The sequence below is a fragment of the Sphingomonas sp. R1 genome (assembly GCF_025960285.1).
Classification (GTDB): Bacteria; Pseudomonadota; Alphaproteobacteria; order Sphingomonadales; family Sphingomonadaceae; genus Sphingomonas.
In genome coordinates this window covers 1940107-1964874 of sequence record NZ_CP110111.1, presented here as the reverse complement: position 1 = coordinate 1964874, position 24768 = coordinate 1940107, and the positions used below count along the sequence as shown (strand labels likewise).

The 24768-nt window shown below is 67.6% G+C and carries 29 protein-coding genes; 16 read left to right on the top strand and 13 right to left on the bottom strand.

Annotated elements, in window-relative coordinates; translation table 11 throughout:
- Nucleotides 1–110 precede the first annotated feature (110 nt).
- Nucleotides 111–431, bottom strand: a complete 321-nt coding sequence (locus tag OIM94_RS09605) for a hypothetical protein (RefSeq protein WP_264606516.1) — start codon at nt 429–431, stop codon at nt 111–113.
- 93 nt (nt 432–524) lie between these two features.
- Between OIM94_RS09605 and OIM94_RS09600 the strand changes: the two genes are divergently transcribed.
- Entirely contained in the window at nt 525–1265 is a 741-nt protein-coding gene (locus OIM94_RS09600; protein WP_264606515.1) for an energy transducer TonB, read from the top strand.
- A 40-nt stretch (nt 1266–1305) separates the two neighbouring features.
- Here the strand turns inward: OIM94_RS09600 and OIM94_RS09595 are convergent, their stop codons facing one another.
- A complete protein-coding gene (locus OIM94_RS09595; RefSeq protein ID WP_264606514.1) occupies nt 1306–1599 on the bottom strand; it encodes a 4a-hydroxytetrahydrobiopterin dehydratase in 294 nt (97 codons plus the stop codon).
- Between the two features lie 49 nt (nt 1600–1648).
- On the opposite strand from OIM94_RS09595, the gene OIM94_RS09590 reads away from it, so the two are divergent.
- The 3 genes from OIM94_RS09590 to OIM94_RS09580 are packed head-to-tail and all read left to right on the top strand — an operon-like array spanning nt 1649 to nt 3251.
- Nucleotides 1649–2053: a metallopeptidase family protein gene (locus tag OIM94_RS09590; RefSeq protein ID WP_264606513.1), complete on the top strand. Its 405-nt coding sequence runs from the start codon at nt 1649–1651 to the stop codon at nt 2051–2053.
- On the top strand, nt 2050–2619 hold the full coding sequence (gene ccmA, locus OIM94_RS09585) for a heme ABC exporter ATP-binding protein CcmA (RefSeq protein WP_264606512.1): 570 nt from the start codon (nt 2050–2052) through the stop codon (nt 2617–2619). Before OIM94_RS09590 ends, ccmA begins: the two co-directional genes overlap by 4 nt.
- Nucleotides 2616–3251 (top strand): heme exporter protein CcmB, encoded by a 636-nt coding sequence (locus tag OIM94_RS09580; RefSeq protein WP_264606511.1) that lies wholly within the window; start codon nt 2616–2618, stop codon nt 3249–3251. Before ccmA ends, OIM94_RS09580 begins: the two co-directional genes overlap by 4 nt.
- Nucleotides 3252–3285: 34 nt before the next feature.
- On the opposite strand, the gene pyk is transcribed toward OIM94_RS09580, so the two are convergent.
- A complete protein-coding gene (pyk, locus tag OIM94_RS09575) occupies nt 3286–4755 on the bottom strand; it encodes a pyruvate kinase (RefSeq protein ID WP_264606510.1) in 1470 nt (489 codons plus the stop codon).
- Between the two features lie 72 nt (nt 4756–4827).
- On the opposite strand from pyk, the gene OIM94_RS09570 reads away from it, so the two are divergent.
- From OIM94_RS09570 to ruvC, 5 genes are all read left to right on the top strand, one after another.
- Entirely contained in the window at nt 4828–5205 is a 378-nt protein-coding gene (locus OIM94_RS09570; protein WP_264606509.1) for a DUF1244 domain-containing protein, read from the top strand.
- 29 nt (nt 5206–5234) lie between these two features.
- Nucleotides 5235–6560 carry a metal-dependent hydrolase family protein gene (locus OIM94_RS09565; RefSeq protein ID WP_264606508.1) on the top strand — a complete coding sequence of 442 codons (1326 nt, stop codon included), beginning with the start codon at nt 5235–5237 and terminating at the stop codon, nt 6558–6560.
- 126 nt (nt 6561–6686) lie between these two features.
- Nucleotides 6687–6923, top strand: a complete 237-nt coding sequence (locus tag OIM94_RS09560; RefSeq protein ID WP_010543233.1) for a DUF2312 domain-containing protein — start codon at nt 6687–6689, stop codon at nt 6921–6923.
- Nucleotides 6924–7008: 85 nt separating this feature from the next.
- Nucleotides 7009–7752, top strand: a complete 744-nt coding sequence (locus OIM94_RS09555) for a YebC/PmpR family DNA-binding transcriptional regulator (protein WP_264606507.1) — start codon at nt 7009–7011, stop codon at nt 7750–7752.
- Between the two features lie 33 nt (nt 7753–7785).
- Nucleotides 7786–8274: a crossover junction endodeoxyribonuclease RuvC gene (gene ruvC / locus OIM94_RS09550; protein WP_264606506.1), complete on the top strand. Its 489-nt coding sequence runs from the start codon at nt 7786–7788 to the stop codon at nt 8272–8274.
- 200 nt (nt 8275–8474) lie between these two features.
- Here the strand turns inward: ruvC and sdhA are convergent, their stop codons facing one another.
- The 3 genes from sdhA to sdhC are packed head-to-tail and all read right to left on the bottom strand — an operon-like array spanning nt 8475 to nt 11084.
- The gene (gene sdhA, locus OIM94_RS09545) at nt 8475–10277 is read right to left on the bottom strand and encodes a succinate dehydrogenase flavoprotein subunit (protein WP_264606505.1); all 1803 of its coding nucleotides are present in this window, start codon (nt 10275–10277) and stop codon (nt 8475–8477) included.
- Nucleotides 10277–10669, bottom strand: coding sequence for a succinate dehydrogenase, hydrophobic membrane anchor protein (gene sdhD, locus OIM94_RS09540; protein ID WP_264606504.1), 393 nt, complete (start codon nt 10667–10669; stop codon nt 10277–10279). Before sdhD ends, sdhA begins: the two co-directional genes overlap by 1 nt.
- Nucleotides 10662–11084, bottom strand: coding sequence for a succinate dehydrogenase, cytochrome b556 subunit (gene sdhC, locus OIM94_RS09535; protein ID WP_264606503.1), 423 nt, complete (start codon nt 11082–11084; stop codon nt 10662–10664). The genes sdhD and sdhC overlap by 8 nt, the downstream gene beginning before the upstream one ends.
- A gap of 233 nt (nt 11085–11317) precedes the next feature.
- On the opposite strand from sdhC, the gene OIM94_RS20160 reads away from it, so the two are divergent.
- Genes OIM94_RS20160 through OIM94_RS09520 form a run of 3 tightly spaced genes read left to right on the top strand, consistent with a single transcriptional unit; the run spans nt 11318 to nt 14772 of the window.
- Complete coding sequence (locus OIM94_RS20160) at nt 11318–12661, top strand: methyl-accepting chemotaxis protein (protein ID WP_319801154.1); 1344 nt, start codon at nt 11318–11320, stop codon at nt 12659–12661.
- A complete protein-coding gene (locus OIM94_RS09525) occupies nt 12661–14028 on the top strand; it encodes a methyl-accepting chemotaxis protein (protein WP_264606502.1) in 1368 nt (455 codons plus the stop codon). The genes OIM94_RS20160 and OIM94_RS09525 overlap by 1 nt, the downstream gene beginning before the upstream one ends.
- Nucleotides 14029–14082: 54 nt before the next feature.
- Complete coding sequence (locus OIM94_RS09520; RefSeq protein WP_264606501.1) at nt 14083–14772, top strand: DUF2490 domain-containing protein; 690 nt, start codon at nt 14083–14085, stop codon at nt 14770–14772.
- A gap of 10 nt (nt 14773–14782) precedes the next feature.
- Here OIM94_RS09520 and OIM94_RS09515 read toward each other — a convergent pair whose 3' ends face one another.
- A complete protein-coding gene (locus OIM94_RS09515; RefSeq protein WP_264606500.1) occupies nt 14783–15526 on the bottom strand; it encodes a dienelactone hydrolase family protein in 744 nt (247 codons plus the stop codon).
- Nucleotides 15527–15979: 453 nt separating this feature from the next.
- Between OIM94_RS09515 and OIM94_RS09510 the strand changes: the two genes are divergently transcribed.
- Both OIM94_RS09510 and OIM94_RS09505 read left to right on the top strand, forming a co-directional pair.
- Nucleotides 15980–17743 carry a hypothetical protein gene (locus tag OIM94_RS09510; RefSeq protein WP_264606499.1) on the top strand — a complete coding sequence of 588 codons (1764 nt, stop codon included), beginning with the start codon at nt 15980–15982 and terminating at the stop codon, nt 17741–17743.
- Between the two features lie 332 nt (nt 17744–18075).
- The gene (locus tag OIM94_RS09505) at nt 18076–18531 is read left to right on the top strand and encodes an SMI1/KNR4 family protein (protein WP_264606498.1); all 456 of its coding nucleotides are present in this window, start codon (nt 18076–18078) and stop codon (nt 18529–18531) included.
- Nucleotides 18532–18623: 92 nt separating this feature from the next.
- On the opposite strand, the gene OIM94_RS09500 is transcribed toward OIM94_RS09505, so the two are convergent.
- Nucleotides 18624–19007, bottom strand: a complete 384-nt coding sequence (locus OIM94_RS09500; RefSeq protein WP_264606497.1) for a hypothetical protein — start codon at nt 19005–19007, stop codon at nt 18624–18626.
- Nucleotides 19008–19148: 141 nt separating this feature from the next.
- Between OIM94_RS09500 and OIM94_RS09495 the strand changes: the two genes are divergently transcribed.
- Nucleotides 19149–19853, top strand: a complete 705-nt coding sequence (locus OIM94_RS09495; RefSeq protein WP_264606496.1) for an SDR family NAD(P)-dependent oxidoreductase — start codon at nt 19149–19151, stop codon at nt 19851–19853.
- Complete coding sequence (locus OIM94_RS09490; protein ID WP_264606495.1) at nt 19843–20784, top strand: 50S ribosomal protein L11 methyltransferase; 942 nt, start codon at nt 19843–19845, stop codon at nt 20782–20784. The genes OIM94_RS09495 and OIM94_RS09490 overlap by 11 nt, the downstream gene beginning before the upstream one ends.
- 211 nt (nt 20785–20995) lie before the next feature.
- Here the strand turns inward: OIM94_RS09490 and OIM94_RS09485 are convergent, their stop codons facing one another.
- From OIM94_RS09485 to queA, 5 genes are all read right to left on the bottom strand, one after another.
- On the bottom strand, nt 20996–21679 hold the full coding sequence (locus OIM94_RS09485) for an HAD hydrolase-like protein (protein WP_264606494.1): 684 nt from the start codon (nt 21677–21679) through the stop codon (nt 20996–20998).
- On the bottom strand, nt 21654–22628 hold the full coding sequence (locus OIM94_RS09480; RefSeq protein WP_264606493.1) for a cation diffusion facilitator family transporter: 975 nt from the start codon (nt 22626–22628) through the stop codon (nt 21654–21656). The genes OIM94_RS09485 and OIM94_RS09480 overlap by 26 nt, the downstream gene beginning before the upstream one ends.
- 122 nt (nt 22629–22750) lie before the next feature.
- Entirely contained in the window at nt 22751–23251 is a 501-nt protein-coding gene (locus tag OIM94_RS09475; protein ID WP_264606492.1) for an EF-hand domain-containing protein, read from the bottom strand.
- Nucleotides 23252–23329: 78 nt separating this feature from the next.
- Nucleotides 23330–23665: a DUF2809 domain-containing protein gene (locus OIM94_RS09470; RefSeq protein ID WP_264606491.1), complete on the bottom strand. Its 336-nt coding sequence runs from the start codon at nt 23663–23665 to the stop codon at nt 23330–23332.
- Between the two features lie 66 nt (nt 23666–23731).
- Entirely contained in the window at nt 23732–24763 is a 1032-nt protein-coding gene (queA, locus tag OIM94_RS09465; RefSeq protein WP_264606490.1) for a tRNA preQ1(34) S-adenosylmethionine ribosyltransferase-isomerase QueA, read from the bottom strand.
- Nucleotides 24764–24768 lie beyond the last annotated feature (5 nt).

Below are 24768 nucleotides of genomic sequence, written 5' to 3'. Positions count from 1 at the left end.
ACTTCCTGCATCTTGGGGCGGCGCGCGACGGCGTCGCGGGGATGGGCCGGTTTCTGGCCGATGCAGGCAGCTTTGGAAAGGGGCGGACCGAGGCCCGCCCCTAAGGTCATTCAGCGGCGAACGCGCACATAGCTGCAGCGATTCTTCGCGGTGATCGTCCGGTCGATCGCGCGGCCGCCAAGGGCACCGGCGACACCGCCGGCCGCCGCGCCGAGCAGGCCGCCGCCGACCACCGACGGACCGGCGAGCGCGCCGGCGACGCCGCCCGCGATCAGGCCGGCCTCGCCCTTCGACTTGCGGCAGCGCTTGACGACACGATAGTTGCGGCTGGACTTGCCTTCGTAACGCGACTGCGCGCTGGCGACTCCGATTGGCATCGCGACCGGCATGGCCAGGGCAAAGGCAGTGAGCGCGGCGATTGTCTTACGCATATTCGGACCCCATCTTCGGTTCGTGTTCGATGCGTATCAATGTGCCACCCCGCATTTCGGTTGCATGAACCCGCAACGACCGGGGCGCGGCCGGTGACGTCGGCGCGCGTTCGCCTGCCCGGCGCGGCGGCCGCCCTTGCCGTCGAGGTGCTGCTCGCGGCGCTGCTGTTCGCGGGCCTTCGTGCCCAGACCCTGGTGCGATCCGATCCGGATGCGACCCTGACGAGCTTCGACGTGACGCCGCCGCCACCTCCACCCCCCGCGCCGGAACCCGTCCGGCGCCGCGCGGCGCCGCGGGCGGAAGGGGCGGCGGCACCGCCCAACCGCGTTTCAAAGGCGACCGAGGTCGCTGCCCTGCCGCCGCGCATCGTCCTGCAAGCGCCGCCGCTGGTGGTGACGGCGCCCATGCCGGCAGCCGCGAACGACGCGTCCTCGGGTGCCGCGCCGGTGGCCGGACCGGGTACCGGCGCCGGCGGGGAGGGCGAGGGTAGCGGCAGCGGCGGGCGCGGCAACGGCCTGGGCGGCGGCGGCGGCGTGCCGCTGCGCTGGATCGGCGGGCGGATCACCGATGCCGATTATCCGCGCGCCGCCCTGGATGCCGGGGCCAGCGGCACGGTGGGGCTGCGCTTCATCGTCGGCGTGAACGGCCGGGTGTCCGACTGCACCGTCACCCGCAGCAGCGGCAATCGCGACCTCGACGAGACGACCTGCGCGCTGATCCGCAAGCGCTTCCGCTACGTGCCCAGTCGCGATGCCGCCGGGCGGCCCTATGCCGATACGGTGACCGGCGAGCATCGCTGGGACCTGTATGACCGGCCGGACGGGCGCGACTAGCGGGTTCGAAGCGCCCGCCCGCCCATGCGAAGCGGAACCGTCAGTCCTGCACCAGCGCGTCGATGGCGGTGGCCATCTGGATGTCGCGGGTCGAAAGCCCGCCGGCATCATGGGTGGTCAACAGCACGTCCACCCGGTTCCACACGTTCGACCATTCGGGGTGATGGTCGGCCTTTTCGGCGATCAGCGCAACGCGCGTCATGAAGGCGAAGGCCTCGCCGAAATCGGCGAACAGGAACCGGCGCGTGATCGCGTCGCGTCCGGGCTCGTAGCTCCAGCCGGGCAGGCCGGCGAGCGATTCCTCGCGCAGTCCGTCGGTCAAACGCGCTACCATGGCATCCTCTCCTTGTGCGGTGTCTGCGGCTCCGCCTATGCATTCGGCCATGCCGGAGCAAGCGCCAACCTTCGCCCCCGATGCCGCCCTGATCGAGCGCCTCGCCCGCGCGGCGCTGGCGCGGATCCCCGAACCGTTTCAGGCGCATCTCGCCGATATCGTGCTGCTCGTGGAGGAGTTCGCCGACGACGAAACGCTCGACGCGCTTGGCATCGACGACCCGTTCGGCTTGAGCGGGCTCTATCACGGCCGCCCGGTCGGTGAGAAATCGGCGTTCGATTCGGGCGGGCTGCCCGATCGCATCCACCTCTATCGCCGTGCCATTCTCGACGAATGGGTGGAAACCGGCGAATCGCTGGAGCGGCTGGTCGCCCATGTCGTGGTGCACGAGGTGGGCCATCATTTCGGTCTGTCCGACGCGGACATGCACGCGCTGGAAGACGCCGCCGATTGAACCCCGGCCTCGCCTTTGACGACGTGACCTGCCTGCGCGGCGGGCGGATCCTGTTCGAGGGGCTCTCCTTCGCTCTCGGGCCCGGTGAGGCCGGGCTGGTGCACGGGCCGAACGGAGTCGGCAAGTCGAGCCTGATCCGCATCGCCGCCGGCCTGCTCGCGCCCCTGGGGGGGCAGGTGACCGGGGCGGGGGGCCGCGCGCTGCTCAGCGACGCCGCGGCGCTGGACGGAGAACGGACGCTAGGCGCCGCCCTGGGTTTCTGGGCCGCGCTCGACGGCCGCCGGGATGCGGTGGCCGGGGCGCTGGCGGCGGTAGCGCTGGCCGATCTCGCCGATGTGCCGGTGCGGTTGCTCTCGACCGGCCAGCGGCGGCGCGCGGCCTTCGCCCGCGTGGTGGCAAGCGGGGCGCCGGTGTGGCTGCTCGATGAGCCGGCCAGCGGTCTCGACACCGCCTCGATCGCAATGCTCGAGGCGCGGATCGCGGAGCATCGTGCGCGCGGCGGGACCGTGCTGGTCGCAACGCACCAGCCGATCGCGATGCCGGACCCGCGGGAGATCCGGTGGTGAGCGCGCTGGTCTGGCGCGAGCTGCGGCGGGCGTGGAGCAGCGGCGGGCTGGTGCTGCCGATCGCCTTCTTCCTGCTGGTCGCGATCCTGTTCCCGTTCGCGGTGGGCCCGGACGGTCGGCTGCTCGCGCGGATCGGCGGCGGGGTGATCTGGGCGGCGGCACTGCTCGCGGCGCTGCTGCCGGTCGAGCGACTGGTGACTCCCGATGCGGAGAGCGGCGTGCTCGATCAGCTGGTGGTGCGGGGCCATTCCGACAGCGGCATCGCGGCGGCGAAGATGCTCGGACATTGGCTGGGGTTCGGCCCGGCCCTGCTCGCGGCGACCTGCGTCGCGGCGGCGCTGCTGCACCTGCCGGGCACGGCGCTTGCGACGATCCTGCTGGGACTGGCGATCGGGACCCCCGGGCTCGCGGCACTCGGCGTGGCGACGGCGGCGCTGGTGGCGGGGTTGCGCGGCGCGGGCGCGCTGGCGGGGCTGGTGATGCTGCCCTTTGCGGTGCCCCTGCTGATCTTCGGTGCGGGTGCCACCGGCGGCGAGCCGGGCGCGATCAAGCTGCTCGCGGCGATCAGTCTGGTACTGGTGGCGGGGTGCCCGTTCGTCGCCGGTGCGGCGATGCGGATGGGGCGGGGCTAGCCCCCTCCCGCCGGAGCGGGAGGGGGCATCTGCCTCAGTTCCCTTCGGAACCCTGGTAGTTGTTCAGCTCGTCGCCGAGGATGGTGACGACGTGCAGCACGTTGGTCGAGCCCGGCGTCTTGAACGGCACGCCGGCGCACACGATCACCCGGTCACCCGCCTTGGCGATGCCGTGACGCAGCGCCATGCGCTTGGCCTTGGCGACCATTTCCTCGAACGAGTCGACGTCGCGGGTGTTCACGGCGTGGGTGCCCCAGAGCAGGCCCAGCCGGCGCGCGGTGTCGCGTTCCGGCGTCAGCACCAGAATCGGCACCGAGGGACGCTCGCGCGCGATGCGGCGGGCGGTCGAGCCCGAGCTGGTGAAGCAGATGATCGCCGAGGCCGAAATGGTGCTGGCGATGTTCTTGGCCGCTTCCGACAAGGCGTCGGCGGTCGTCGGATCGGGCTTGGTGACGGTGAAGTGAACGCGGTCGCCATGCGCCGGGTCGCGCTCCACGGCATCGGCGATCGAGTTCATCATTGACACCGATTCGACCGGCCACTTGCCCGCGGCGCTTTCGGCCGAGAGCATGATCGCGTCGGCGCCGTCATAGACCGCGGTCGCCACGTCCGACACTTCGGCGCGCGTGGGCGAGGGGCTCTCGATCATCGATTCGAGCATCTGCGTCGCGACGATCACCGGACGGCCGAGGCGGCGCGCCGATTCGACGATCCGCTTCTGCAGCGGGGGCACCTGCTGCGGGGGCAGCTCGACACCCAGGTCGCCGCGAGCGACCATCACGCCGTCGCACTGCTCGAGGATTTCCTCGAGCCGGGCGATGGCCGAGGGCTTCTCGATCTTGGCGAGCAGGGCTGCCTTGCCGCCGATCAGGCGGCGCGCTTCCATCAGATCCTCGGGGCGCTGGACGAAGCTGAGCGCGATCCAGTCGGCACCCTGCTCGACCGCGAAGCTGAGGTCGCTGCGGTCCTTGTCGGTGAGCGCGGCGAGCGGCAGCACCATGTCGGGGACGTTGAGGCCCTTGTTGTTGGACAAGGGGCCGCCAACCTCGACGATCGTCGTCAGCCGGTCGGGCGCGACATCGGTCACGCGCAACACCAGCTTGCCGTCGTCCAGCAGCAGGCGCGCATCGGCATGCGCCGCTTCGAAAATCTCGCGGTGGGGCAGTTCGACGCGGGTCGCGTCGCCCGGGGTGGGATCGCGGTCGAGCGTGAACTGGTGGCCGGTGACCAGCATCACCTTGCCCTCGGCGAACTTGCCGACGCGCAGCTTCGGCCCCTGGAGGTCGGCCAGGATGGTCGTCGGCCGGCCGGTGGTCTTTTCCATCGCGCGGATCGCTTCGAAGAGGGGGATCTTCGAGGCCTGGTCGCCATGGCTCATGTTGATGCGGAATGCGTCGGCGCCGGCGCGGAACAGCTTCTCGATCATTTCGGGGGACGCGCTGGCCGGTCCCAATGTTGCCAGGACGCGCACCTTGCGCGAGCGGGGGGAGATCGCCTGTGTCATCGTTGTCTTCCTCGGCTTGTGCGTGCCCGCCTCTAGCCCCAAATGCGTTAACATCAACTCCGGAGGTGCCGAATGGATGAACTTGATCGCCTGGATGACGCAACGGCAGCCAAGGCGTTCCGCCGTCTGGTACGCCATCTGCGCCATCGCCATGATGCCGAGAACATTGATCTGATGGGGCTTTCCGGCTTTTGCCGGAACTGTCTGGGCGACTGGATCCACGAAGCTGACCCCGCCATCGCCAAAGCGGACGCCCGCCGGATCGTGTACGGGATGGAGCAGTCCGAATGGAAGGCGAAGTACCAGGGCGAGGCGACGCCCGAGCAGCTGGCCCGCATGGAGGAGAGCCTCAAGAAGAATGAAGGCCGCGATGACGCGGACCTGGACGAGGCGCTTGACGAGTCCTTCCCGGCCAGTGATCCTCCCAGCATGACCGACCCCCACGCCTGATCCGGGGGCGCCACAGGGGGAGAATGCAGATGAAGACGCTTTGGCTGGCTGCGGTAGCGTGCACCGTGGCCCTATCGGCACATGCACAGTCTCCCGCCGGCGTCACCTATGTCCAGGCCGGGCGGCTGCTCGACCGCCCCGGCCAGGCGCCGCGCGGTGCCAGCACGATCATCCTGCGTGACGGCAAGGTCGCCGAGATCCGCGATGGCTTCGTGGCACCGGAAGCGGGTGAACGCCTGCTCGACCTGCGCGACAGGTTCGTGCTGCCGGGGCTGATCGACCTGCACGTGCATCTCTTCTCCGAAGGCGATCCCCTCAAGGAGCGGATGAACGCGCTGAGCGAGGACGAAGCCGACGAATTCGTCATCGGCATCGAGGATGCCCGGCGCGATCTGGAGGCCGGCTTCACCACGGTGCGCGACCTGGGCAGCAATCCGCGCGCGATTCGGGCGCTGCGGGATGCGGTCGAGCGGGGCGCGATCGCAGGCCCGCGAATCGTCAATGCCGGCCGCATGATCTCGGTCTCCGGCGGACATGGCGACGGCACTAACGGGCTGGCCGAGGACTTTGCCGATACGGTCGCGCATCACCAGATCAACACCTGCAACGGCGCGGATGATTGCCGCCGTGCGGTGCGCCAGCAGATCGGACTGGGCGCGCTGGTGATCAAGTTCGCTGCCACCGGCGGCGTGCTCTCCAATGTGGCGGGCGGTCTTGGCAAGCAGATGACCGACGAGGAGATGAAGGCGATCGTCGAGACGGCGCATGCGTTCGGCCGGCGCGTCGCGGTGCACGCCCATGCCGCCGAGGGCGTGCGCGCCGCGGTGGAGGCGGGCGCCGATTCGATCGAGCATGGCAGCTTCCTCGATGAGGCGACCATAGCCGCGATGAAGGCACGCGGCACCTGGCTGGTGCCGACGATGATCGCGCCGGTCACCGCACTCGCCAATGCCCGCGCCGGCAAGCTGCCGCCCGCGACAATTCCCAAGGCCGAGGCGGCGGCCGCTGCTGCTGCGGCGAGCCATGCCAGGGCGATCAAGGCGGGCGTTAAGGTGGCCTTCGGCACCGATACCGGTGTGTCGCGCCACGGCGAGAATTCGAAGGAGTTTGCGCTCTTGGTGCGCGCCGGGCTCACCCCGGCCGCCGCGATTCGCGCGGCGACGCTGGATGCGGCCGATGCGCTGGGCCGGAAGGACCAGCTCGGCTCGCTCGAACCCGGCAAGGCGGCGGACCTGATCGCGGTCGCCGGCGACCCGCTGCAGGACGTGACCGTGCTGGAGCATGTCGACACGGTGGTACGTGTCGGTGTCGTCCACAAACTCGGCGGCAAGCGGCAGGTCTTCCCGCAGGACTAAGGTTGAGCGAAGGCGCCGGCTGGCGTACAGGGCCCGCCTGATTCCGTATTCCTTCGGACGAAGCGGCCGGCGCGACCCTCGCGCGGCGCGCTCGTCCGATCCCATGCTTCAGGAGCTAGAACACCCATGTCCGACAATATTTCCGCCGAGCAGCTCCGCCTCCTGATCGAGCGTGTCGAGCGTCTCGAAGAGGAGAAGAAGGGCATCGCCGACGACATCAAGGACGTCTATGCCGAGGCCAAGTCGACCGGCTTCGACGTGAAGACGATGCGCACCATCGTCCGCCTGCGGAAGATGGAAAAGCATCACCGCGAAGAGGCCGAGATGCTGCTCGAGACCTACAAGCAGGCGCTGGGCATCTAAGTCCGCCGCGATGGCGCTCGCCGGGCATCCGCGCTAAGGCGAGCGCTTTCCACCTTCTCCAAACCGCAGGCAGTTCGGGTTCACCATGGCAGGCCATTCCAAATTCAAGAACATCATGCACCGCAAGGGCGCGCAGGATAAGAAGCGCTCGGCGATGTTCTCCAAGCTCAGCCGCGAAATCACCGTGGCGGCAAAGATGGGTCTGGCGGACCCGGACATGAACCCGCGCCTGCGCGCTGCGATCAATGCCGCCAAGGCGCAGTCCATGCCCAAGGACAATATCCAGCGCGCGATCGACAAGGCGAGCAAGGGCGAAGGCGATAACTATGAAGAGATCCGCTACGAGGGCTTCGGCCCGGCGGGTGTGTCGCTGATCATCGAGGCGCTGACCGACAACCGCAACCGCACCGCGACCAATGTGCGCACCGCGGTGTCGAAGAACGGCGGCAACCTCGGCACCGCCGGTTCGGTGAGCCACGGCTTCGATCGTCTGGGCCTGATCACCTATCCCGCGAGCGCGGGCGACGCCGAGAAGGTGTTCGAGGCGGCGCTGGAAGCGGGTGCTGAGGACGTCACCAGCAGCGAGGACGGCCACGAGATCTGGACCGGCCAGGGCGAGCTGCACGAAGTCGCCAAGGCGCTGGTGCCGGTGCTCGGCGAGTCCGAGGGTGCGAAGCTCGCCTGGCGGCCGCAGACCATCGTGACGGTGGGCGCCGACGACGCGGCGACGCTGTTCAAGCTGATCGACGCGCTCGACGACGACGACGACGTCCAGACCGTGTGGGGGAACTACGAGATCCCCGACGACGTCATGGAGAAGCTGGGTTGATCTGCTTGCTCCTCCCCGTTCCGGGGAGGATCTATGATCATCCTTGGCCTTGATCCCGGCCTAGGCACCACCGGCTGGGGGCTGATTCGGGCGGAGGGCAACCGCATCGGCCATCTGGGCCACGGCAAGCTGGTGACGGATACCAAGGCCGCGCTGCCGCGGCGTCTCGCCCATCTCGATGCGATGCTCGCCGCGCTGATCGCCGATCACGCGCCCGAGGCTGCCGCCGTCGAGGAGGTGTTCGTCAATTCCAACGCGCAATCCACGCTCAAGCTCGGCCAGGCGCGCGGGGTGGTGTTGTGCGCCGCCGCGCGGGTGGGGATCGATGTCGGCGAGTATAAGCCGAGTACGGTCAAGAAGTCCGTCGTCGGCGTCGGCAATGCCGACAAGGAGCAGGTCCATGCGATGGTCTCGCGGCTGCTGCCGGGAGTGAAGATCGTCGGTGCCGATGCGGCCGACGCGCTGGCCGTGGCGATCTGCCATGCGCATCATCTGGCGAGTGCGCGGTTCGGGGTTCGGTAGGGCTGCCGCCTTCCTACAACTTCGTCATCCCGGCGAAAGCCGGGACCCAGACGCCTGTCGCTACGAGCAAGAGCCGGAACGGAGACCCCAATGGATCCCGGCTTTCGCCGGGATGACGGCTTGGTGGTAGCGCATATCGGCAAACAAAAAGGCCGGAGCGTCGCCGCCCCGGCCTCTTCGAAAACCCATCCGCAAATGGATCAGTACACCCGCTTCTTCGGCTTGATATAGTCGATCGCGTCGGTGAGCGTGTAGTCGTGCACCGGACGGTAATCGATCGCGGTGGTGCCGCCCTTGCCGCCCCAGCCGTCGAACGTCGCGATGGTGTGCTTCATCCAGCCGGCGTCGTCGCGCTCGGGGAAATCCTCGTGCATGTGCGCGCCGCGGCTTTCCTTGCGGTTGATCGCGCTGCGGATCGTCACCATCGCCTGGCCGAGCAGGTTGTCGAGCTCCAGCGTCTCGACGAGATCGGTGTTCCAGATCAGCGAGCGATCGCTGACCGCCACGTCCTCCAGGCCCTTATAGACCTGGTCCATGTGCGCCACGCCCTCGGCCATCAGCTCCTCGGTGCGGAACACGGCGCAGTGGCGCTGCATCGTCTTCTGCATGTCGGCGCGCAGCTGCGACGTGCGGGTGCCGCCGTTCGCGTTGCGGAAATGGTCGAGGCGACCCAGTGCCAGCGCTTCCGAATCCTTCGGGAGCGGGTGGTGCGGGGTGCCCGGCTTGAGGATGTCGACGATCCGCTTGCCGGTCGCGCGGCCGAACACCACGAGGTCGATCAGTGAGTTGGAGCCGAGACGGTTGGCGCCGTGCACCGACACGCAGGCCGCTTCGCCCACCGCGAACAGGCCGGGGACCACCGCATCCGGGTTGCCGTCCTTAAGATGGACGACTTCGCCGTGATAGTTGGTCGGGATGCCGCCCATATTATAGTGGACGGTCGGCACCACCGGCAGCGGCTGGCGGGTGAGGTCGACGCCGGCGAAGACCTTGCCGGTCTCGGTGATGCCGGGCAGGCGCTCGGCCAGGATCTTCGGGTCGATATGGTTGAGGTGAAGGAAGATATGGTCCTTCTCCTTGCCCACGCCGCGGCCTTCGCGGATTTCCATCGCCATCGAGCGCGACACGACGTCGCGGCTGGCGAGATCCTTGGCGGAGGGCGCATAGCGCTCCATGAAGCGCTCACCCTCGGAGTTGGTGAGATAGCCGCCTTCGCCGCGCGCACCCTCGGTGATCAGCACGCCCGCGCCGTAGATGCCGGTCGGGTGGAACTGGACGAACTCCATGTCCTGCAGCGGCAGGCCGGCGCGGAGCACCATTGCGTTGCCGTCGCCGGTGCAGGTGTGCGCCGAGGTGGCCGACTGGTAGACACGGCCATAGCCGCCCGTCGCCAGCACCACCGCATGGCTGCGGAAGCGGTGGATCGAGCCGTCTTCCATGCACAGCGCGATCACGCCGCGGCACTCGCCATTTTCCATGATCAGGTCGAGCGCGAAATATTCGATGAAGAAGTCCGCGTCGTACTTCAGGCTCTGCTGGTACAGCGTGTGCAGCATCGCATGGCCGGTGCGATCCGCCGCGGCGCAGGTGCGCTGCGCGGGCGGGCCTTCGCCCATGTTCTGCATCATGCCGCCAAACGGGCGCTGATAGATCTTGCCCTCTTCCGTGCGGCTGAACGGCATGCCGGCATGTTCGAGCTCGTACACCGCGGCCGGGGCCTCGCGGGTCAGATACTCGATCGCGTCCTGGTCGCCGAGCCAGTCGGAGCCCTTGACGGTGTCGTACATGTGCCAGGTCCAGTGGTCCGGACCCATATTGCCGAGGCTGGCGGCGATGCCGCCCTGTGCCGCCACGGTGTGGCTGCGGGTGGGGAACACCTTGGTGATGCAGGCGGTCTTGAGGCCCGACTGCGCCACTTCCATCACCGCGCGGAGGCCCGAGCCCCCTGCGCCGACGACGACGGTGTCATAGATGTGATCAATGATCTTGTAGGCGGCGGACATCAGGCAGCCACTCCGGTGGTGGTGAAGGCGATCTTCAGGATCGAGAAGATCGCCAGCACGCGGACGGTGATCGTGAAATATTCGAGCAGGACCAGCAGCACGAAGCGGCTTTCGTCGTGCTGATAATCCTCGATCACGACCTGCAGGCCGTGACGGAAGTGGAAGGTGACGCTGAGCACCAGGAGGATCAGCGGCACGGCGACCAGCGGCTGGCCGATCCAGCCGACCATCGTCGCATAGTCATAGGCGGGCAGCAGCGCGATCGAGACGATCAGCCACAGCACCAGCAGCAGGTTGGATCCGGCGGAAACCTTGTGCTTCCACCAGTCGCCCGCGCCTTCATGCGCGGAGCCGAGGCCGCGGACGCGACCGAGCCGGGTACCGTTACCCATGGGCCTTCTCCAGAAGCACGACCCAGAAGATCGCGGTGGCGAGGATGCTGAACGCGAAGGTCATGAGCGCGCTGCGCTTGTTGGCGCGCAGCTCGAAATTCGCGCCGGCATCGAGGAACAGGTGGCGGGTGCCCGAGGCCATGTGCTGGAAGAAGGACAGGCTCAGGCCGATCCCGACGACATAGCCGAGGATGTTGAGCTTGCCGTTCGACAGCGTGAAGGTGTCGAGGAAGCAGGCATAGGCATCGGGGCCATAGGCAAGCGCGACGAGCCACCAGACGAACAGACCGGTCCCCACGGTCGCCATGCCGGAGCCGGTGGCGCGGTGGAGGATCGAGGCCGCCATGTGCGGGCCCCATTTGTAGATGCCGAGGTGCGGCGACAGCGGTCGCGCCGTATTGCGGACGTTGGCCAACGATAAATCCTTTCGGTCGACGCGGGCTTCCTTAATCCCGCAGGACGAGGATGCAAGACGGATTGCCCTTAGGTTCAGCCGGGTGGTGGGCGCAAGATGGTGCGGAGCGGCAATGCCATACAGGCTCCTAACCGCCTCTTAACCACTCACGCCACATAGCATGCCCGATGCGGCCCGAAACGCGGCCACAAACCGGGGATGTGCGCGTGACGAATTCGGTTTCGACCCAGGCAATGGCAGCGGCAGGCACGATGAGTGCGCGGATCGACACCAGCGCGCGACTGCGCGTGTTCGATTTCGAGGGCTCGCTCCTCCAGTCGAGTCGCGAGTGCTGGGACGTGCTGGAGGCCGAGATCGAAGCGGTTTCGGCTGCCTATTGGCACCAGTGGGTGCGCTGCTTCCCCGAGGAGCGCGATTGGGCGCCGTCGGACACCGCCAAGATGATCGATGTCGGCGTGGTGTTCCTGCGCAACCGCTTCCTCGACACCAGCGGCAAGACCTGGATCGAATCGATCGAGCGATCGGTGGCGGCAGCCTATGATCAGGGCGTGCCGCCGATGGCGCTGCTCTCGATGATCAGCGCCAGCGACCGGGCGGCGCTGGAGGTGCTGATCCGCCGCATCGGCGGGGCCGATCCCCGCGTGCCGACGTTGGTCGATACGCTGATGCGCCTGTCGGCGCTGGAAGCCGACATCACCGTCGAGATCTACAACATGTATCGCGAGCATAGCGCGCAGGTGGCGCGCGACCTGCTTTCCACCGAGTTTCGCGACTCGATCGGCGCAACGGTCGAGCGCGCCAGCCGCGAGGGCGAGCAGCTGCGCGGCCAGGCGACGCACACCTCGGCATCGGCCCGCGGCATGCTGGGCAAGGCGAGCGAAGTGGCGGCGGCGGCGGAGCAGTCGGCGGTGGCGATGCGCGAGGCGGCGATGACCGCGGCGGGCCTGATCCGCGCGATCGAGGATGCGCGCACCGAAGTGGAAGCGGCGGCAGCGATCGCCACGCGCGCGAGCGGCCAGGCAAGCGACGCGGTGGGGATGAGCGAGATGCTCTCCGACCATGCCAAGTCGATCGAATCGATCCTCGGCCTGATCCGCGACATTGCCGGGCAGACGAACCTGCTGGCGCTCAACGCCACGATCGAGGCGGCGCGGGCGGGCGATGCGGGTCGCGGCTTCGCGGTGGTGGCGCAGGAAGTGAAGAGCCTGGCCAACCAGACCGCGCGGGCGACCGACGACATCGCCGCCAAGATCGCGGCGATCCAGTCGGCGACGCGCTCGACTGTGGAGACCAACGCCTCGATCCGCGCGACGGTCTCCGAGGTGCAGGACAGCGCCAACCGCATCCGCACCGCGATGGAGGTGCAGGCGCAGACCGTCACCGCGATCACCGCGGCCGTCGACGAGACCGCGCTCGCGGCGGATTCGATGTCCGCAACGATCAGCGCGATCCGCGAGGACACCGAGGCCGTGGCCTCCGAGATCGACCGCGTCGGCCGCGGCTTCGCCGCGCTGGACGAGGAGCTCGGCACGCTGAAGGGCAGCGCGAGCGACTTCGTCGCCAAGGTCGCCGCGTGATGCAGACCGCCATCCTGCTCGATCGACCGCGCGAGCTGGTCGCAACGGACACCCGGTCCATCGAGGACTGGCGCCGCACCTATGACTGGGACGGCACGCTGCTGGCGAGCTGCGCCGAGATCGCCGCGCTGACCGAAGGTGCGCTGACCGAGATTGCCGGACGCTGCCAGCGCTACATCGCCAGCAGCATCAGCGACCCGATGCTGCGCGCCGAGGTGGAATCGCCGGCCTTCGCCGAAAGTGGCGTGACCTTCCTCCGCAACCGCTATGCCCTGCCGCTGGGCGACGCCTGGACGCAGCAGGTCTGCGCCTATGCCGTCAGCACCTATCGCAACGGCGTGCCGCTCCCGGTGGTGCTGGGCCATTTCGCCTTTGCCCATAGCCAGACGCTTGCCGTCCTGCGCGAGTGCGCCGACGGCGATGTCGCGCGCTTTGCCAGGCTCAGCGACGCGATCCAGCGAATCGCGATGGCCGAAGTCGACCTGATCACCAGTTATCTCGCCGCGCGCGAGGCCAGCCTGGTCGCGCAGGAGCGCGCCGCGCGGTCGGACCAGTTTCGCGCCAGCATCGCCGAATCGATCGAGGGCGCGACGATGCTCGGCAATCGCATCCGCGTGCAGGCGCAGGGCGCTTCCAGCGCGGCCCGCGGCATGCTGGGCAAGGCGAGCGAAGTGGCGGCGGCGGCGGAGCAGTCGGCGGTGGCGATGCGCGAGGCGGCGATGACCGCGGCGGGCCTGATCCGCGCGATCGAGGATGCGCGCACCGAAGTGGAAGCGGCGGCAGCGATCGCCACGCGCGCGAGCGGCCAGGCAAGCGACGCGGTGGGGATGAGCGAGATGCTGTCCGACCATGCCAAGTCGATCGAATCGATCCTCGGCCTGATCCGCGACATTGCCGGGCAGACGAACCTGCTGGCGCTCAACGCCACGATCGAGGCGGCGCGGGCGGGCGATGCGGGTCGCGGCTTCGCGGTGGTGGCGCAGGAAGTGAAGAGCCTGGCCAACCAGACCGCGCGGGCGACCGACGACATCGCCGCCAAGATCGCGGCGATCCAGTCGGCGACGCGCTCGACCGTGGAGACCAACGCCTCGATCCGCGCGACGGTCTCCGAGGTGCAGGACAGCGCCAACCGCATCCGCACCGCGATGGAGGTGCAGGCGCAGACCGTCACCGCGATCACCGCGGCCGTCGACGAGACCGCGCTCGCGGCGGATTCGATGTCCGCAACGATCGGCGCGATCCGCGAGGATACCAAGAGCGTCACCAGCGAAATCGACACGCTGCAGCACGACGTCACCGAGGTAGACGACCGCCTCCACCAACTGCGCAGCGCTGCGGAGAGCTTTTCAAGCGTCGCCGCGGCCTGATCAACGCACGGCCGCGCCTTGCGGCCCGGGCGTTCCCGTGCGAGCGCTCGCCAGATGCTCCGATCGCTCGCCTGCGCCGCCCTTTTGCTGCTGTTCAGCGGTGTGCCGGCCGCTGCGCAGGAGGAGGACGGCCAGGCGTGGGAGCAGTTGAACATCGTCCTGCCGGTTCGGTCCGACCTGCGTCTGACGCTGGAGCAAATCGCCCGCACCAGCGATCGGCAGGGCGGCATCTACACGACCGAATTCGGCGGCATCCTGGGCTGGCAGATCGCAAAGGGGGTGGAGATCGGTGCCGGCTATCGGCGCGTCGGCTTCCACAACGCCAATCTTGCCGCCGACGAGGACCGTATCCGCCAGCACATCGTGGTGACGCGCGGGCGCTTTGCCGGTCGGCTGCGCCTGGACGAGCGGCTGAGCACCACCGGGCGCGGCATCGGCGTGCGGTTGCGGCCGCTGCTGCGCTACAACCTGCCGCTTGGCCGGCCGCGGCTTGCGCTGTTCGCCAGCCATGAGAGCATCATCCTGCTCAACACGACGAGCTGGGGGCAGCGCGCGGGCTATGAGCGAGCGCGTAACATTCTCGGGCTGGCCGTGCCTTTCGGCAAGGCCGTGAACGCCGATATCGGCTATCTCAACCAGTATCGGATCGCGCGCGGGGGTGCGCGGGCGCAGATGGACCACGCGGTGAGCGTGCAGATCACGGTCAATCTTGGCGCGCTGGGCATCGCCCCGCTGCACGACTGAGCGAGCGCGCTCAGCCCAGCGTGCGGCGGTAGAAGGCGAGCGTGATCGCCATCGACTGGAGGAACAGCGCGGGATCGTAGCGCGGCCCCTCGTCGCGCAGAAAGGCGTGCTGCGCGTTGAGCTCGTGCCATTCATAGGGGATGCCGTGCGTCTCTAGCCCCGCGCGGATCGCCTCGCGCCCGGCAAAGGGAATGTGCGGATCCTGCCGCCCCCAGACGAACAGCATCTCGGCCTTCAGATCGGCCATGCGGGCGAGGCTGTCATCGGCCTTGCCTTTGCCCAGCGTCCCCGAATGGATATCGGTCGGGTAGAAGCACGCACCCGCGGACACGCGCGGATCGAGCGCGGCGCGATAGGCGAGGTGCCCGCCCAGGCACACCCCGAAGCTGCCGAGCCGGCCGTTGCAGGCCGGATGCGCGGCCAGCGCGGTCAGCGTGGCGGCGGCATCGGCATCGAAAGCGGCAACGGGCTTGGTGAACTTGAGGTCGTTGCCGCGATCGGTGCCGGCCGGATCATAGGCGAGCACCGTGCCGGCGGGCTCATATTCGTGATAGACCTCGGGCACGGCGACGACGAAGCCGTTCCCCGCCAGCATCGCCGCCAGCCGGCGAATGGGCGCGGTGACCTGGTAGATCTCCGAATAGAGGACGAGGCCGGGGAAGCGCCCCTCCACGGCGGGGCGGAACCAGTGGATCCGCATCGCCCCGCTGCCGGGCACCTGGACATCGGTGGTTTCGTCGCTGCGCAAGATCATGGGGGCTCCTCCTGGTCCGGTCGCGCGGCCGTAGCGCCGATCGGGGCGGGTGGGGAAGGGGCGCAGCGCCGGTGCGGGCGAGAAGCGCCGCGACGGGGGCACGACCGTGGGACGGAAGTTGCGGAAGTTGCGGCTCGTGCACGATCGCGGGTGCATTGCGTGCCCAGACACGTTGCGGCCGTGACGCATGGCGCTGCGCGCGCAGTCAGGCGGTATCGAACGGGATCAAAGAGCGGCCGCCGGAAGACGATCGTTGGTACATATGGGGAACATTGCTGTGGGCGCAAGACTGCGGCTGGGGCGAAGAACGGTCGCCGCAGAGCGTGTGAAACTGGTGGGAATCGGACGTTGGCGTCGGATCCGAAGGGTCGGCTATTTATTAGCCGCTTCGGTCACCAGCCCTCCTCGCGCTTGACCCAATTGCGTGTTAAGAAAAAACCGGGCGTCTCGCGAGTGATCGAACCTTCGGGTGGCTCGAGCAACATGGAAGTGTTCACGATGCTGAAACTCCGCATGTCTTGGTTTGGCTTATTGATGGCAATGGCGGGCGTTTGTGCAACATCTGCTGTTGCTCAAACCGCGCCACCTGCATTGCCGCCTGTAGCATCGGGAACTTATGCGACTAATTCATCGAGCGGCTCTGCGAACCAGACGGTTCGGCTCTATACCGTGCAGACGAAGAATGCCCCGAGCGGGAGGGTCTCGATTACATACGATGCGCCGAGTGATTCCTATCACCTAAGCAATACATATGCGGGATTTATCGAAGGCCCGATCCGAACAATAAATTTGCCAGCCGACACAGTGGATTATTTGAATGGTCAGATTGGGCAAGGCAATTATAGAGTATTTTCGGCTTTCAGAAATACAGCGGGAGCCTACAGCTATACGCGCTATGCCCTGACATCCTCCTTCGACAACGGCACCGGCAGTAGGCCTACATATTCGAGCGAAGCTTACGTATTCGGCACTCCTGCTACCGCCGTGTCTATCCCTAAAGTCGGAGCAGCCTATTACGTCGGCCTGGTCGATGGATGGGCGGGAAGCAACCGTCTCGTCAACGGCACCGGCAATCTGCTGATTAACTTCACCAGCGGCGAGGTCGCGACGGGATTCAACCTCTCGACCGCATCTGGGTTTCTAGGCCGCTATGACGGCCGCGGCTTGGTGACGGCAGGCTCGTCCATTTTCACAGGCAGCCTCTTCGGCAGCGGCAACACCTCGTTCGTTGGTGCGTTCAACGGCGGCTTCTACGGCCCGGCCGCGCAGGAAGTCGGGCTGACGTTTGCGCTGGCTAGTTCAACCTCGACGATCACTGGTGCGTTCATCGGCACCAGTGCGACGCCACCGACCGCGCCTGCCACTCCCCCGGTGGCGCCGGTCGTGCCGATCAATACGTCACTGGTGGGACCGCTGCAGTCGGACACGTTCACTGCGATCGGCGGCGAGGTCCAGGCGAACCTCATCAACGCGTCGACCACAGCCTCCCAGTCGGCGGTTGCCCGCACCGAAGCGCCGGGTGCGATCCGCATCGCCTACGACGCAGCAGCGAATTCCTACTCGATTTCAGACACCTATGGCTCCGCTGTCTTCGGCGCACCTGCAGTGCCTGCGGCCAACGGCACGACGACGACGCGGACGTTCGCCGCCGGCACTTCCAACGCACAATCGTTGATCCTGTCCGTCCCTGGATCCGCCAATCCCCGCCTCGAGCTGACCTATCTCAGCTATGGCATTTGGCAGCCCAATCGCGACACTATTCCGACGAGCGTGATCAACCGCAGTTTCTTCTTCGGCGTTGAAACACCCGCAGCAGACCTGCCGCGCTCTGGCGGCGCGCTATATAATGGTGTGATCGCAGGCACATGGATGTCAGGTGCGTCGACCTACCGGCTCGATGACCGCAGCGACGGCAGTGTGCTTGCCAACTTCTATACCGGCGAAGTGCGTACGACCATGTCGCTGGTCGGAACCGAGATCAACCAAGGAACGATCCGCGAACTGGGCCGGGTCGACGGCTATGGATCGATCGCGGGCGGGACGTCGCACTTCACCGGCACGATGACTGGTACCAACAACGATTATTCTGGCAATTTTCAAGGCGCGTTCCACGGCCCTGCCCATCAGGAAGCGGGTGTTAGCTTCGCGCTAGCGGGTGCGAACGGTGCGGGTGCCGTGAATGGCGTGATCGTAGCGAAGCAAGTTCCGATTCATTGATCGCAGGCGGCTTGCCCTTCGTCACGAAGGTGCGCGGATAGCAGTTTGGCCTTCCGACCATGCTCGATACGGCGGTTTAGCGGACGGAGCTTGCGTTGATCACGGCGGCGAGTGTCATGCTCGGATTGCCCTCGCACATGTTGATGTTTCGCCTTTACAGTTAATTGAAGGTTGAATGCCGAGCGTCGCTTCAAAGCAGCGCTCGATCAGGGCCGCGCCCACGACTTATGACCGCAACTGGGCGGAAGCCACCATGGCGGAAATCGATGGCAAGCGGACGTTGCGACGGAAGCTGCCGGTGATAGAGTGGCGAACCTCGGAGCGGGGGATTTATGTCGCTGGAGCGATTTGCCGAACTGTGGTCGTCTAGCAGCTACCCTCCTGATCCAGTGACCGAGGCGGACATCCGCATCGTCGAGCAACGCTTCGACATTTGTCTTCCCGACGATTATCGCCAGGCAGTTCTGCGTGTAGGCCTGCCCCGCCCGACGATTGCGCTACTTGATGCGATCGTTGATCGGGAACTGGACTTGAGAGACCTTAGCGAATTCCTTGATCCGTCTGAAATCGTATCTGTTACAAGCGATTGGCGAGACTTGGGCCTGCCCGGGGATCTTGTCGCTTTCGCCACCGACTGCATGGGAAATCTATTCTGCTTTCGCGATGCGAACCATGGCGAGGAAGCGGCACCGGTGTTCTTCTTTGATCACGACACCCAGGCCGTGGACGTGATCGCTCCCTCCTTCCACCAATGGATCGAGGAGTTCTGCGGCGTAGCGCCGCACTGATCGAGAGTCGCATCTTGGGCGGACGCGGCCCGCTCACTCCTCCCGTGCCCCCGGCCTGCCTGGATCGGCGGCAAGCCGCTCCGGCTTGATCGTCAGGCCAGGTCGCGCACGATCCGATCCAGCACCGTCACGACATTTGCGTAGAGGCCGAGCGGCCACTGCATTTCGGCGCGATCGGGCGAGTCGCGCAGGATCAGCCCGATGGTCACCGGCGCGCCCGGATCCCCGCGGAGCGTCATGATGGTGCGCAGCGGTGCGAGTTCGAGGGCTTTGATCGCGTCATAGCGGTGCTCCAGCGCCGCACCGGGCGCGGTGCAGCGGAAGCCCCGTTCCGCGAGCGTGAGCGTCGTCGTGCCGTCGGCAAACCGGTAGATCGGCCGCCCTAGATCCGTCGCCGCCGAATCGCTCCACGCACCGATCCCGGCGGCGACGGCCGCGTCCAGCTTTTGCCGGATCCACCGTTCGATCCTGTCCATGCTCGCCTCCCTCCGCCGTCGCAATGATCGCGTGCGGGCCTCGCTATGAAAGGGTTGCGTGTCCCGCGAAAGCGGCTCGCTGCCCATCAGCGGGACGCCCCACGGGGTGACGCGCCCGCGCGCCCGCGCTAGGGCGTGCCCATGACCACCCATATCCTCCTCACCGGCAGCAGCCGGGGCATCGGCGCGGCGACGGCGGCGCTGCTCGGGCATGATGCGCGCGTGAAGCTCGTCGGCCAGGGTACGCGCAGCGGCATCCCCGCCGACTTCACCGATCCCGCCGCCCCGCAGGCGCTCTGGGACCAGGCGCTCGACGCGCTGGACGGCCGGATCGACGTGCTGATCAACAATGCCGGCATCTTCGAGGCCAATCCGCTCGAGGCGCCCCATGACGAGTGGGTCGAAGGCTGGGAGCGCACGATGCGCGTCAACCTCACCGCCTCGGCCGAGCTCTGCCGTCTGGCCGTGCGCCACTGGCAGGACCGCAAGAGCGGCGGGCGCATCGTCAACGTCGCCAGCCGTGCCGCCTATCGGGGCGACAGCCCGGCGCACTGGCATTATGCCGCCTCCAAGGCCGGCATGGTCGGCATGACAAAGTCGATCGCGCGCGGCTATGCGGGCGAGGGCATCCTCGCCTTCGCGATCTGCCCCGGCTTCACGATGACCGGCATGGCCGAGGACTATCTGGCCAGTCGCGGCGGCGACAAGCTGCTGGCGGACATCCCGTTGGGCCGGGTCGCGGCGCCTGAGGAAATTGCCGCCATCGCCAAATTCTGCGCGCTCGATGCGCCCCCCTCGATGACCGGCGCGGTCCTCGACGCCAATGGAGCCAGCTATGTCCGCTGAGATCGACAGCTGGAAGGTCAGCCTGCCCTGCACCCGCGCCGAGGCCGAGGCGATCGATGCGGGCACGATCGAGATCGACGCCGTGCTGATGACCACCGAGATGGTGGAGGACGATGTCGAGCATTGGCGGCTCGACGCCTATCTCGAGCACGAACCGGATGCGACGATGCTCGCGGCGATCCAGGCGCTGGTGCCGAGCGCGGCGGGCGTGAAGCCCGAGGTCGAGGCATTGACCGCGCAGGACTGGGTGACGCTGAGCCAGGAAGGGCTGGAGCCGATCCGCGAGGGCCGGTTCGTCGTCCATACCAGCGCGCATGCCGTCGAAGCGCCGGCAGGCGGCCGGGCGTTCCTGATCGATGCGGGCCGGGCGTTCGGCACCGGTCATCATGCGACGACCTCGGGGTGCCTGGCGATGCTCGACGGCATGGCGGAGCGCCAGTTTGCCAACATCATCGATGTGGGCACCGGCACCGGGCTGCTCGCCTTTGCCGGCGCGCATCTTTGGCCCGATGCCCGGGTGATGGCGACCGACATCGATCCCGCCGCGGTGGACGTGACCCGCGAGAATGCGGTGTCGAACGGGATCGAGGGCGTCGATCTGGTGGTCGCCGACGGCGCGCTTTCGGATGCGATCACGGCAAAGGCGCCGTACGACCTCGTCATCGCCAATATCCTGGCGGGGCCGCTGGTCTCGATGGCACCGGAACTCGCGGCCATCGCGGCGCCCGATGCGACGATCGTGCTGGCCGGGTTGCTGGAGACGCAGCGCCCGCAGGTTGTCGAGGCCTTCGAGGCATGCGGCTGCAGGGTGGAGGCGGTCGACCGCCGCGGTGACTGGACGATCCTGCGGCTCGCCGCCGGAGCGGTTCGCTACGTGCCGGTCACTCCGCCCGATCCCAAGGGCCGCGACGGCTGGGCGCTGGATATTTGAGGCCGTTGCCATCCTGCTCTTCCGAGGTGGTGAATCGCAGAAGGCCACGATAGGTCGTCATTCCCGCGAAAGCGGGAATCCATTCCCCTGGACGCTGGGGGAAGGAACCTCGGCACCAGCGCCAATGGATCCCCGCCTTCGCGGGGATGACGGGGGTGGTTTGCCAAGCGGTTGCTTCGCCTTGACGGCCCCGAGGGCGTCGCGGGAAGCCTCAGCCGCGGTGCTGGCTCACATAGGACAGGATGTCCTCCGGGGTGCGGAACAGCGCGTCGGGGGCCATGTCGGTCAGCAGGTCCTCGGCGGCATAGCCCCACAGCACCGAGCCGGCGCGCATGCCGACTTCGCGCGCGGCATCCACGTCGCGGGTCTCGTCGCCGATCGCCAGCGCGGCGTCGGGCGTGACGCCCATCTTGCGCAGCACCCGGCGGAACTTGGGCGCCTTGCCGAACAGCGAGGAGCCGCAGGCATAGCAATGGATCTTGGCGGCGTGGCGCGGGCCCAGGATCTTGCGGGCATTCTCCTCCGAATTGGAGGTGACCAGGGCGAGTTTCACACCCGTCTCCACCAGCCGGTCGAGCAGATTGGGCGTGCCGGGAAACAGCTCGATCCGATGCGCCTCGCGGCTCACCAGCTTGCGGACATAGCGGGCGATCCACGGCATCTTCCAGCGCGCGATGCCGAGAAAGTCGATCACTTCGCGCGAGCTCTTGCGGCGGAGCAGTTCCACTTCGTGCGGTGCGATCTTGCGGAAGCGGAACCGCTCGGCCAGGTCATTCGCGACCGAGACGAACCAGTCACCGCTATCGGACAGCGTACCGTCGAAATCGAAGATGACGAGGTCGAGAGGTCGGGTCGCGATGGCGCCCGTGTCAGCCATGTCCGCTACCAGTTCCATGCATCCGGCACTCCGCCCCGTTGCCCAACTCAATCTGTACCGTGCTGTGCCCGATCCGGAAATCGTGCGCGAGCAGCTGTTGAAGATGAATCAGAAATGCGTCACCTGGATGACCATCGGGGATCACCAGATGCGCGGTCAGCGCCGCTTCGGTGGTGCTCATCGGCCAGACATGGAGATCGTGGACCCGAGTGACGCCGGGCTGGGCGAGCAGCGTCCTCTCCACCGCCGCCAGATCGATGCGATCGGGCACGGCCTGCAGCACCATCGTCAGCGATTCGCGCAGCAGCCCCCAGGTGCCGACCAGGATCACCACGACGACGACGAGGCTGATCGCCGGGTCGATCCAGCGCAGCCCGGTCCACCAGATCAGCGCGCCGGCCAGCACCACCGCGGCCGAGACGGCGGCATCGGCAGCCATGTGCATGTACGCCCCGCGAATGTTGATGTCATGCTCGCGGCCGCGCGCGAAGAGCAGCGCGGTGCCGAGGTTCACGACGATCCCCGCACCCGCGACCAGCATCACCGGGATCGGTGTCACGGCGGGCGGATCGGCGAGGCGCTGGATCGTCTCCAGCAGGATCGCGCCGATCGCGATCAGCAGCAGCAGCGCATTGGCCAGCGCGGCGAGGATCGACGACGCGCCCAGGCCATAGGTGAAGCGCGGCGTCGCGGGCCGCTTGCCCAGTTCCGCGCCGACCCAGGCGATCAGCAGCCCCAGCACATCGGAAAGATTGTGGCCGGCGTCGGCCAGCAGCGCCATCGATCCGGTCCAGATGCCGGCGCCGCCCTCGATCAGCACGAAGCCGATGTTGAGCGCCGTTCCGATCGCGAAGGCCCGACCGAAATCGGCGGGTGCGTGGCTATGGCCATGGCTGTGGCCATGCCCGTGCCCGTGATGTGAATGGCCATGCCCATGATGATGGCCGTGCGCGTGATTTCCCGACATGCGCGGCCGACTCTAGCGGGCGTTTGCCGTGTGATACTAGCCCATTGCGGCGAACGTTGCGGGGTGGGCCTGCCGCATGGGTCCGCGCCCCTGGTTTCGCAGGGGCGCGGCGGGCGTCCGGATTATCGCCGCCCGCGCTTGCCCTTGCCATCGATCGGGCTGAACGCGGGCGGCCGGATCGCCACCAGTTCGCTGCGGTCGATCACGCCGTCCTGGTTCTTGTCGAACCGCGCCCAGATCAGCGCGAAACGGTCCTGGAATTCCGCCCAGCTCACCTTGTTGTCGCCGTCCCGGTCCATCTCGAACGGGCTGGGCAGGGTGTTGCGATCACCCATCCAGCGCAGCGACCAGTCCGAATAGGCGATATAGCCGAGCGCGCCGACATGGCCGGTGTCCGCGCTGTCGAAGCTGCGCTTCAGGCCGGCGTCGAACTCGGCCCGCGTAACCCGGGCGTCGCCATCGGCATCGAACCCGGCGATCAGCAGCGCCACCGGCTCGGCGATCACCGTCGCCTGGGGCTGCGCGGCGGGTGCGTTGACCGTGATCTGGCCGGGCGCGGGACGGTCCTGGGCAAGGGCGGGCAGAGCGGCGGTGCAGGCGGCGAGCAACAGGAACAGGCGCATCAGACCCTCATCGATACAGGGGGCGCGAACGGGAACGGGTTCGCCTCGCCAGCGATAGCCGCATTGCGGGCTGCGCGCCTAGGGGCGTTGGCGGCGGAGGGCTTCGACGATCAGGATCGCTGCGGTCCCGATCAGATAGGCGCCGAAATCGTTCAGGTCGAATCCGGTGCCGAGCACCGCCTGCGCAATCCGCGATCCGCCCAGGCCGAGCAGATAGACCAGGTGAAAATATTGCAAGATTTCGATGGCGAAGGCGATCAGCGTCGCAAGCAGGGCAGCGCGGCGGACGCGTAGCGGCGTGACCGCCCGCAGCGCGGCATAGACCAGCACCACCGCCAAGCTATCTCCCGCATAGGGGCGGACAATCGGATCGTGCAGCCAGATCGCGATCGCCGCCTCGACGAGGAACAACACCAGTGCCGCCAGCGCATAGTCCCAGCGGATCCCGAACCGAAGGCGAGGCGCGGCAGTCAGCTGGGGTTACCGGGGCGGCAGCAACAGGCTGGAATCGCCGTAGCTGTAGAAGCGGTAGCCGGTCGCGATCGCATGGGCATAGGCGGCCTGCATGCGGTCCAGCCCCATCAGCGCCGATACCAGCATGAACAGCGTCGAGCGCGGCAGATGGAAGTTGGTGACCAGCCCGTCGACGCCCTTGAAGCGATAGCCCGGCGTGATGAAGATCGCCGTGTCGCCCTCGAAGGGCTGGATCACGCGATTCTCGTCCGCCGCGCTTTCGAGCAGGCGCAGGCTGGTGGTGCCCACCGCGATGATGCGGTTGCCGGCCGCGCGCACCGCGTTGAGGCGGTCCGCCACCTCGGGCGTGATGCGGCCCCATTCGGCGTGCATCTTGTGCTCGGTCGTGTCCTCGGCCTTGACCGGCAGGAAGGTGCCGGCGCCGACATGCAGCGTCAGGGTGGTGTGGCCGACGCCCGCCGCATCCAGCGATGCCATGAGCGCGGGCGTGAAGTGCAGCGCGGCGGTAGGGGCGGCAACCGCCCCCGGCTCGGCCGCGAACATCGTCTGATAGTCTTCCGCGTCGCGCTCGTCGGTCGGTCGCTTGGAGGCGATATAGGGCGGCAGCGGCATCTGGCCGCAGCGCTGCAGCAGCAGCTCGACTGGCTCGTCGCCCTGGAAGTCGAGCGCGAAGCTGCCGTCCTCGCCGCGGTCCGAGGCGATGGCGATCGCGTCCGCGCCGAAGATGATCGCATCGCCGTCGCGCAGGCGCTTGGCATTGCGGATGAAGGCGCGCCAGCGGCGCGGCCCCTCGCGCTTGTGGAGCGTCGCGCCGATCCGCGCCTCGCCGCGCGTCCCCTCCAGCTGGGCGGGGATCACGCGGGTGTCGTTGAACACCAGGCAATCGCCGGGGCGAAGCTGCTGGGCCAGATCCCCGACGATCGCGTCGCGCGTCTCCGCGCCGTCCAGCACGAGCAGTCGGGCGGAGTCGCGCGGGGACGCGGGGCGGAGCGCGATCCGTTCGTTCGGGAGCTCGAAATCGAAAAGGTCGACGTTCACGGGGC

Excerpts from the sequence above, each read along its gene's own strand:
- sdhA (WP_264606505.1), bottom strand. The coding sequence starts at position 10,277 with ATGTCCGCCGCCTACAAGATCATTGATCACATCTATGACACCGTCGTC.
- OIM94_RS09605 (WP_264606516.1), bottom strand. The coding sequence starts at position 431 with ATGCGTAAGACAATCGCCGCGCTCACTGCCTTTGCCCTGGCCATGCCG.
- OIM94_RS09570 (WP_264606509.1), top strand. The coding sequence starts at position 4,828 with ATGGATGAACTTGATCGCCTGGATGACGCAACGGCAGCCAAGGCGTTC.
- OIM94_RS09590 (WP_264606513.1), top strand. The coding sequence starts at position 1,649 with ATGCCGGAGCAAGCGCCAACCTTCGCCCCCGATGCCGCCCTGATCGAG.
- OIM94_RS09495 (WP_264606496.1), top strand. The coding sequence starts at position 19,149 with ATGACCACCCATATCCTCCTCACCGGCAGCAGCCGGGGCATCGGCGCG.
- OIM94_RS09480 (WP_264606493.1), bottom strand. The coding sequence starts at position 22,628 with ATGTCGGGAAATCACGCGCACGGCCATCATCATGGGCATGGCCATTCA.
- OIM94_RS09500 (WP_264606497.1), bottom strand. The coding sequence starts at position 19,007 with ATGGACAGGATCGAACGGTGGATCCGGCAAAAGCTGGACGCGGCCGTC.
- OIM94_RS09560 (WP_010543233.1), top strand. The coding sequence starts at position 6,687 with ATGTCCGACAATATTTCCGCCGAGCAGCTCCGCCTCCTGATCGAGCGT.
- OIM94_RS09515 (WP_264606500.1), bottom strand. The coding sequence starts at position 15,526 with ATGATCTTGCGCAGCGACGAAACCACCGATGTCCAGGTGCCCGGCAGC.
- OIM94_RS09555 (WP_264606507.1), top strand. The coding sequence starts at position 7,009 with ATGGCAGGCCATTCCAAATTCAAGAACATCATGCACCGCAAGGGCGCG.
- sdhD (WP_264606504.1), bottom strand. The coding sequence starts at position 10,669 with ATGGGTAACGGTACCCGGCTCGGTCGCGTCCGCGGCCTCGGCTCCGCG.
- OIM94_RS09505 (WP_264606498.1), top strand. The coding sequence starts at position 18,076 with ATGTCGCTGGAGCGATTTGCCGAACTGTGGTCGTCTAGCAGCTACCCT.
- OIM94_RS09595 (WP_264606514.1), bottom strand. The coding sequence starts at position 1,599 with ATGGTAGCGCGTTTGACCGACGGACTGCGCGAGGAATCGCTCGCCGGC.
- OIM94_RS09475 (WP_264606492.1), bottom strand. The coding sequence starts at position 23,251 with ATGCGCCTGTTCCTGTTGCTCGCCGCCTGCACCGCCGCTCTGCCCGCC.
- OIM94_RS09520 (WP_264606501.1), top strand. The coding sequence starts at position 14,083 with ATGCTCCGATCGCTCGCCTGCGCCGCCCTTTTGCTGCTGTTCAGCGGT.
- OIM94_RS09485 (WP_264606494.1), bottom strand. The coding sequence starts at position 21,679 with ATGGAACTGGTAGCGGACATGGCTGACACGGGCGCCATCGCGACCCGA.
- ruvC (WP_264606506.1), top strand. The coding sequence starts at position 7,786 with ATGATCATCCTTGGCCTTGATCCCGGCCTAGGCACCACCGGCTGGGGG.
- OIM94_RS20160 (WP_319801154.1), top strand. The coding sequence starts at position 11,318 with ATGGCAGCGGCAGGCACGATGAGTGCGCGGATCGACACCAGCGCGCGA.
- OIM94_RS09565 (WP_264606508.1), top strand. The coding sequence starts at position 5,235 with ATGAAGACGCTTTGGCTGGCTGCGGTAGCGTGCACCGTGGCCCTATCG.
- pyk (WP_264606510.1), bottom strand. The coding sequence starts at position 4,755 with ATGACACAGGCGATCTCCCCCCGCTCGCGCAAGGTGCGCGTCCTGGCA.
- OIM94_RS09490 (WP_264606495.1), top strand. The coding sequence starts at position 19,843 with ATGTCCGCTGAGATCGACAGCTGGAAGGTCAGCCTGCCCTGCACCCGC.
- OIM94_RS09525 (WP_264606502.1), top strand. The coding sequence starts at position 12,661 with ATGCAGACCGCCATCCTGCTCGATCGACCGCGCGAGCTGGTCGCAACG.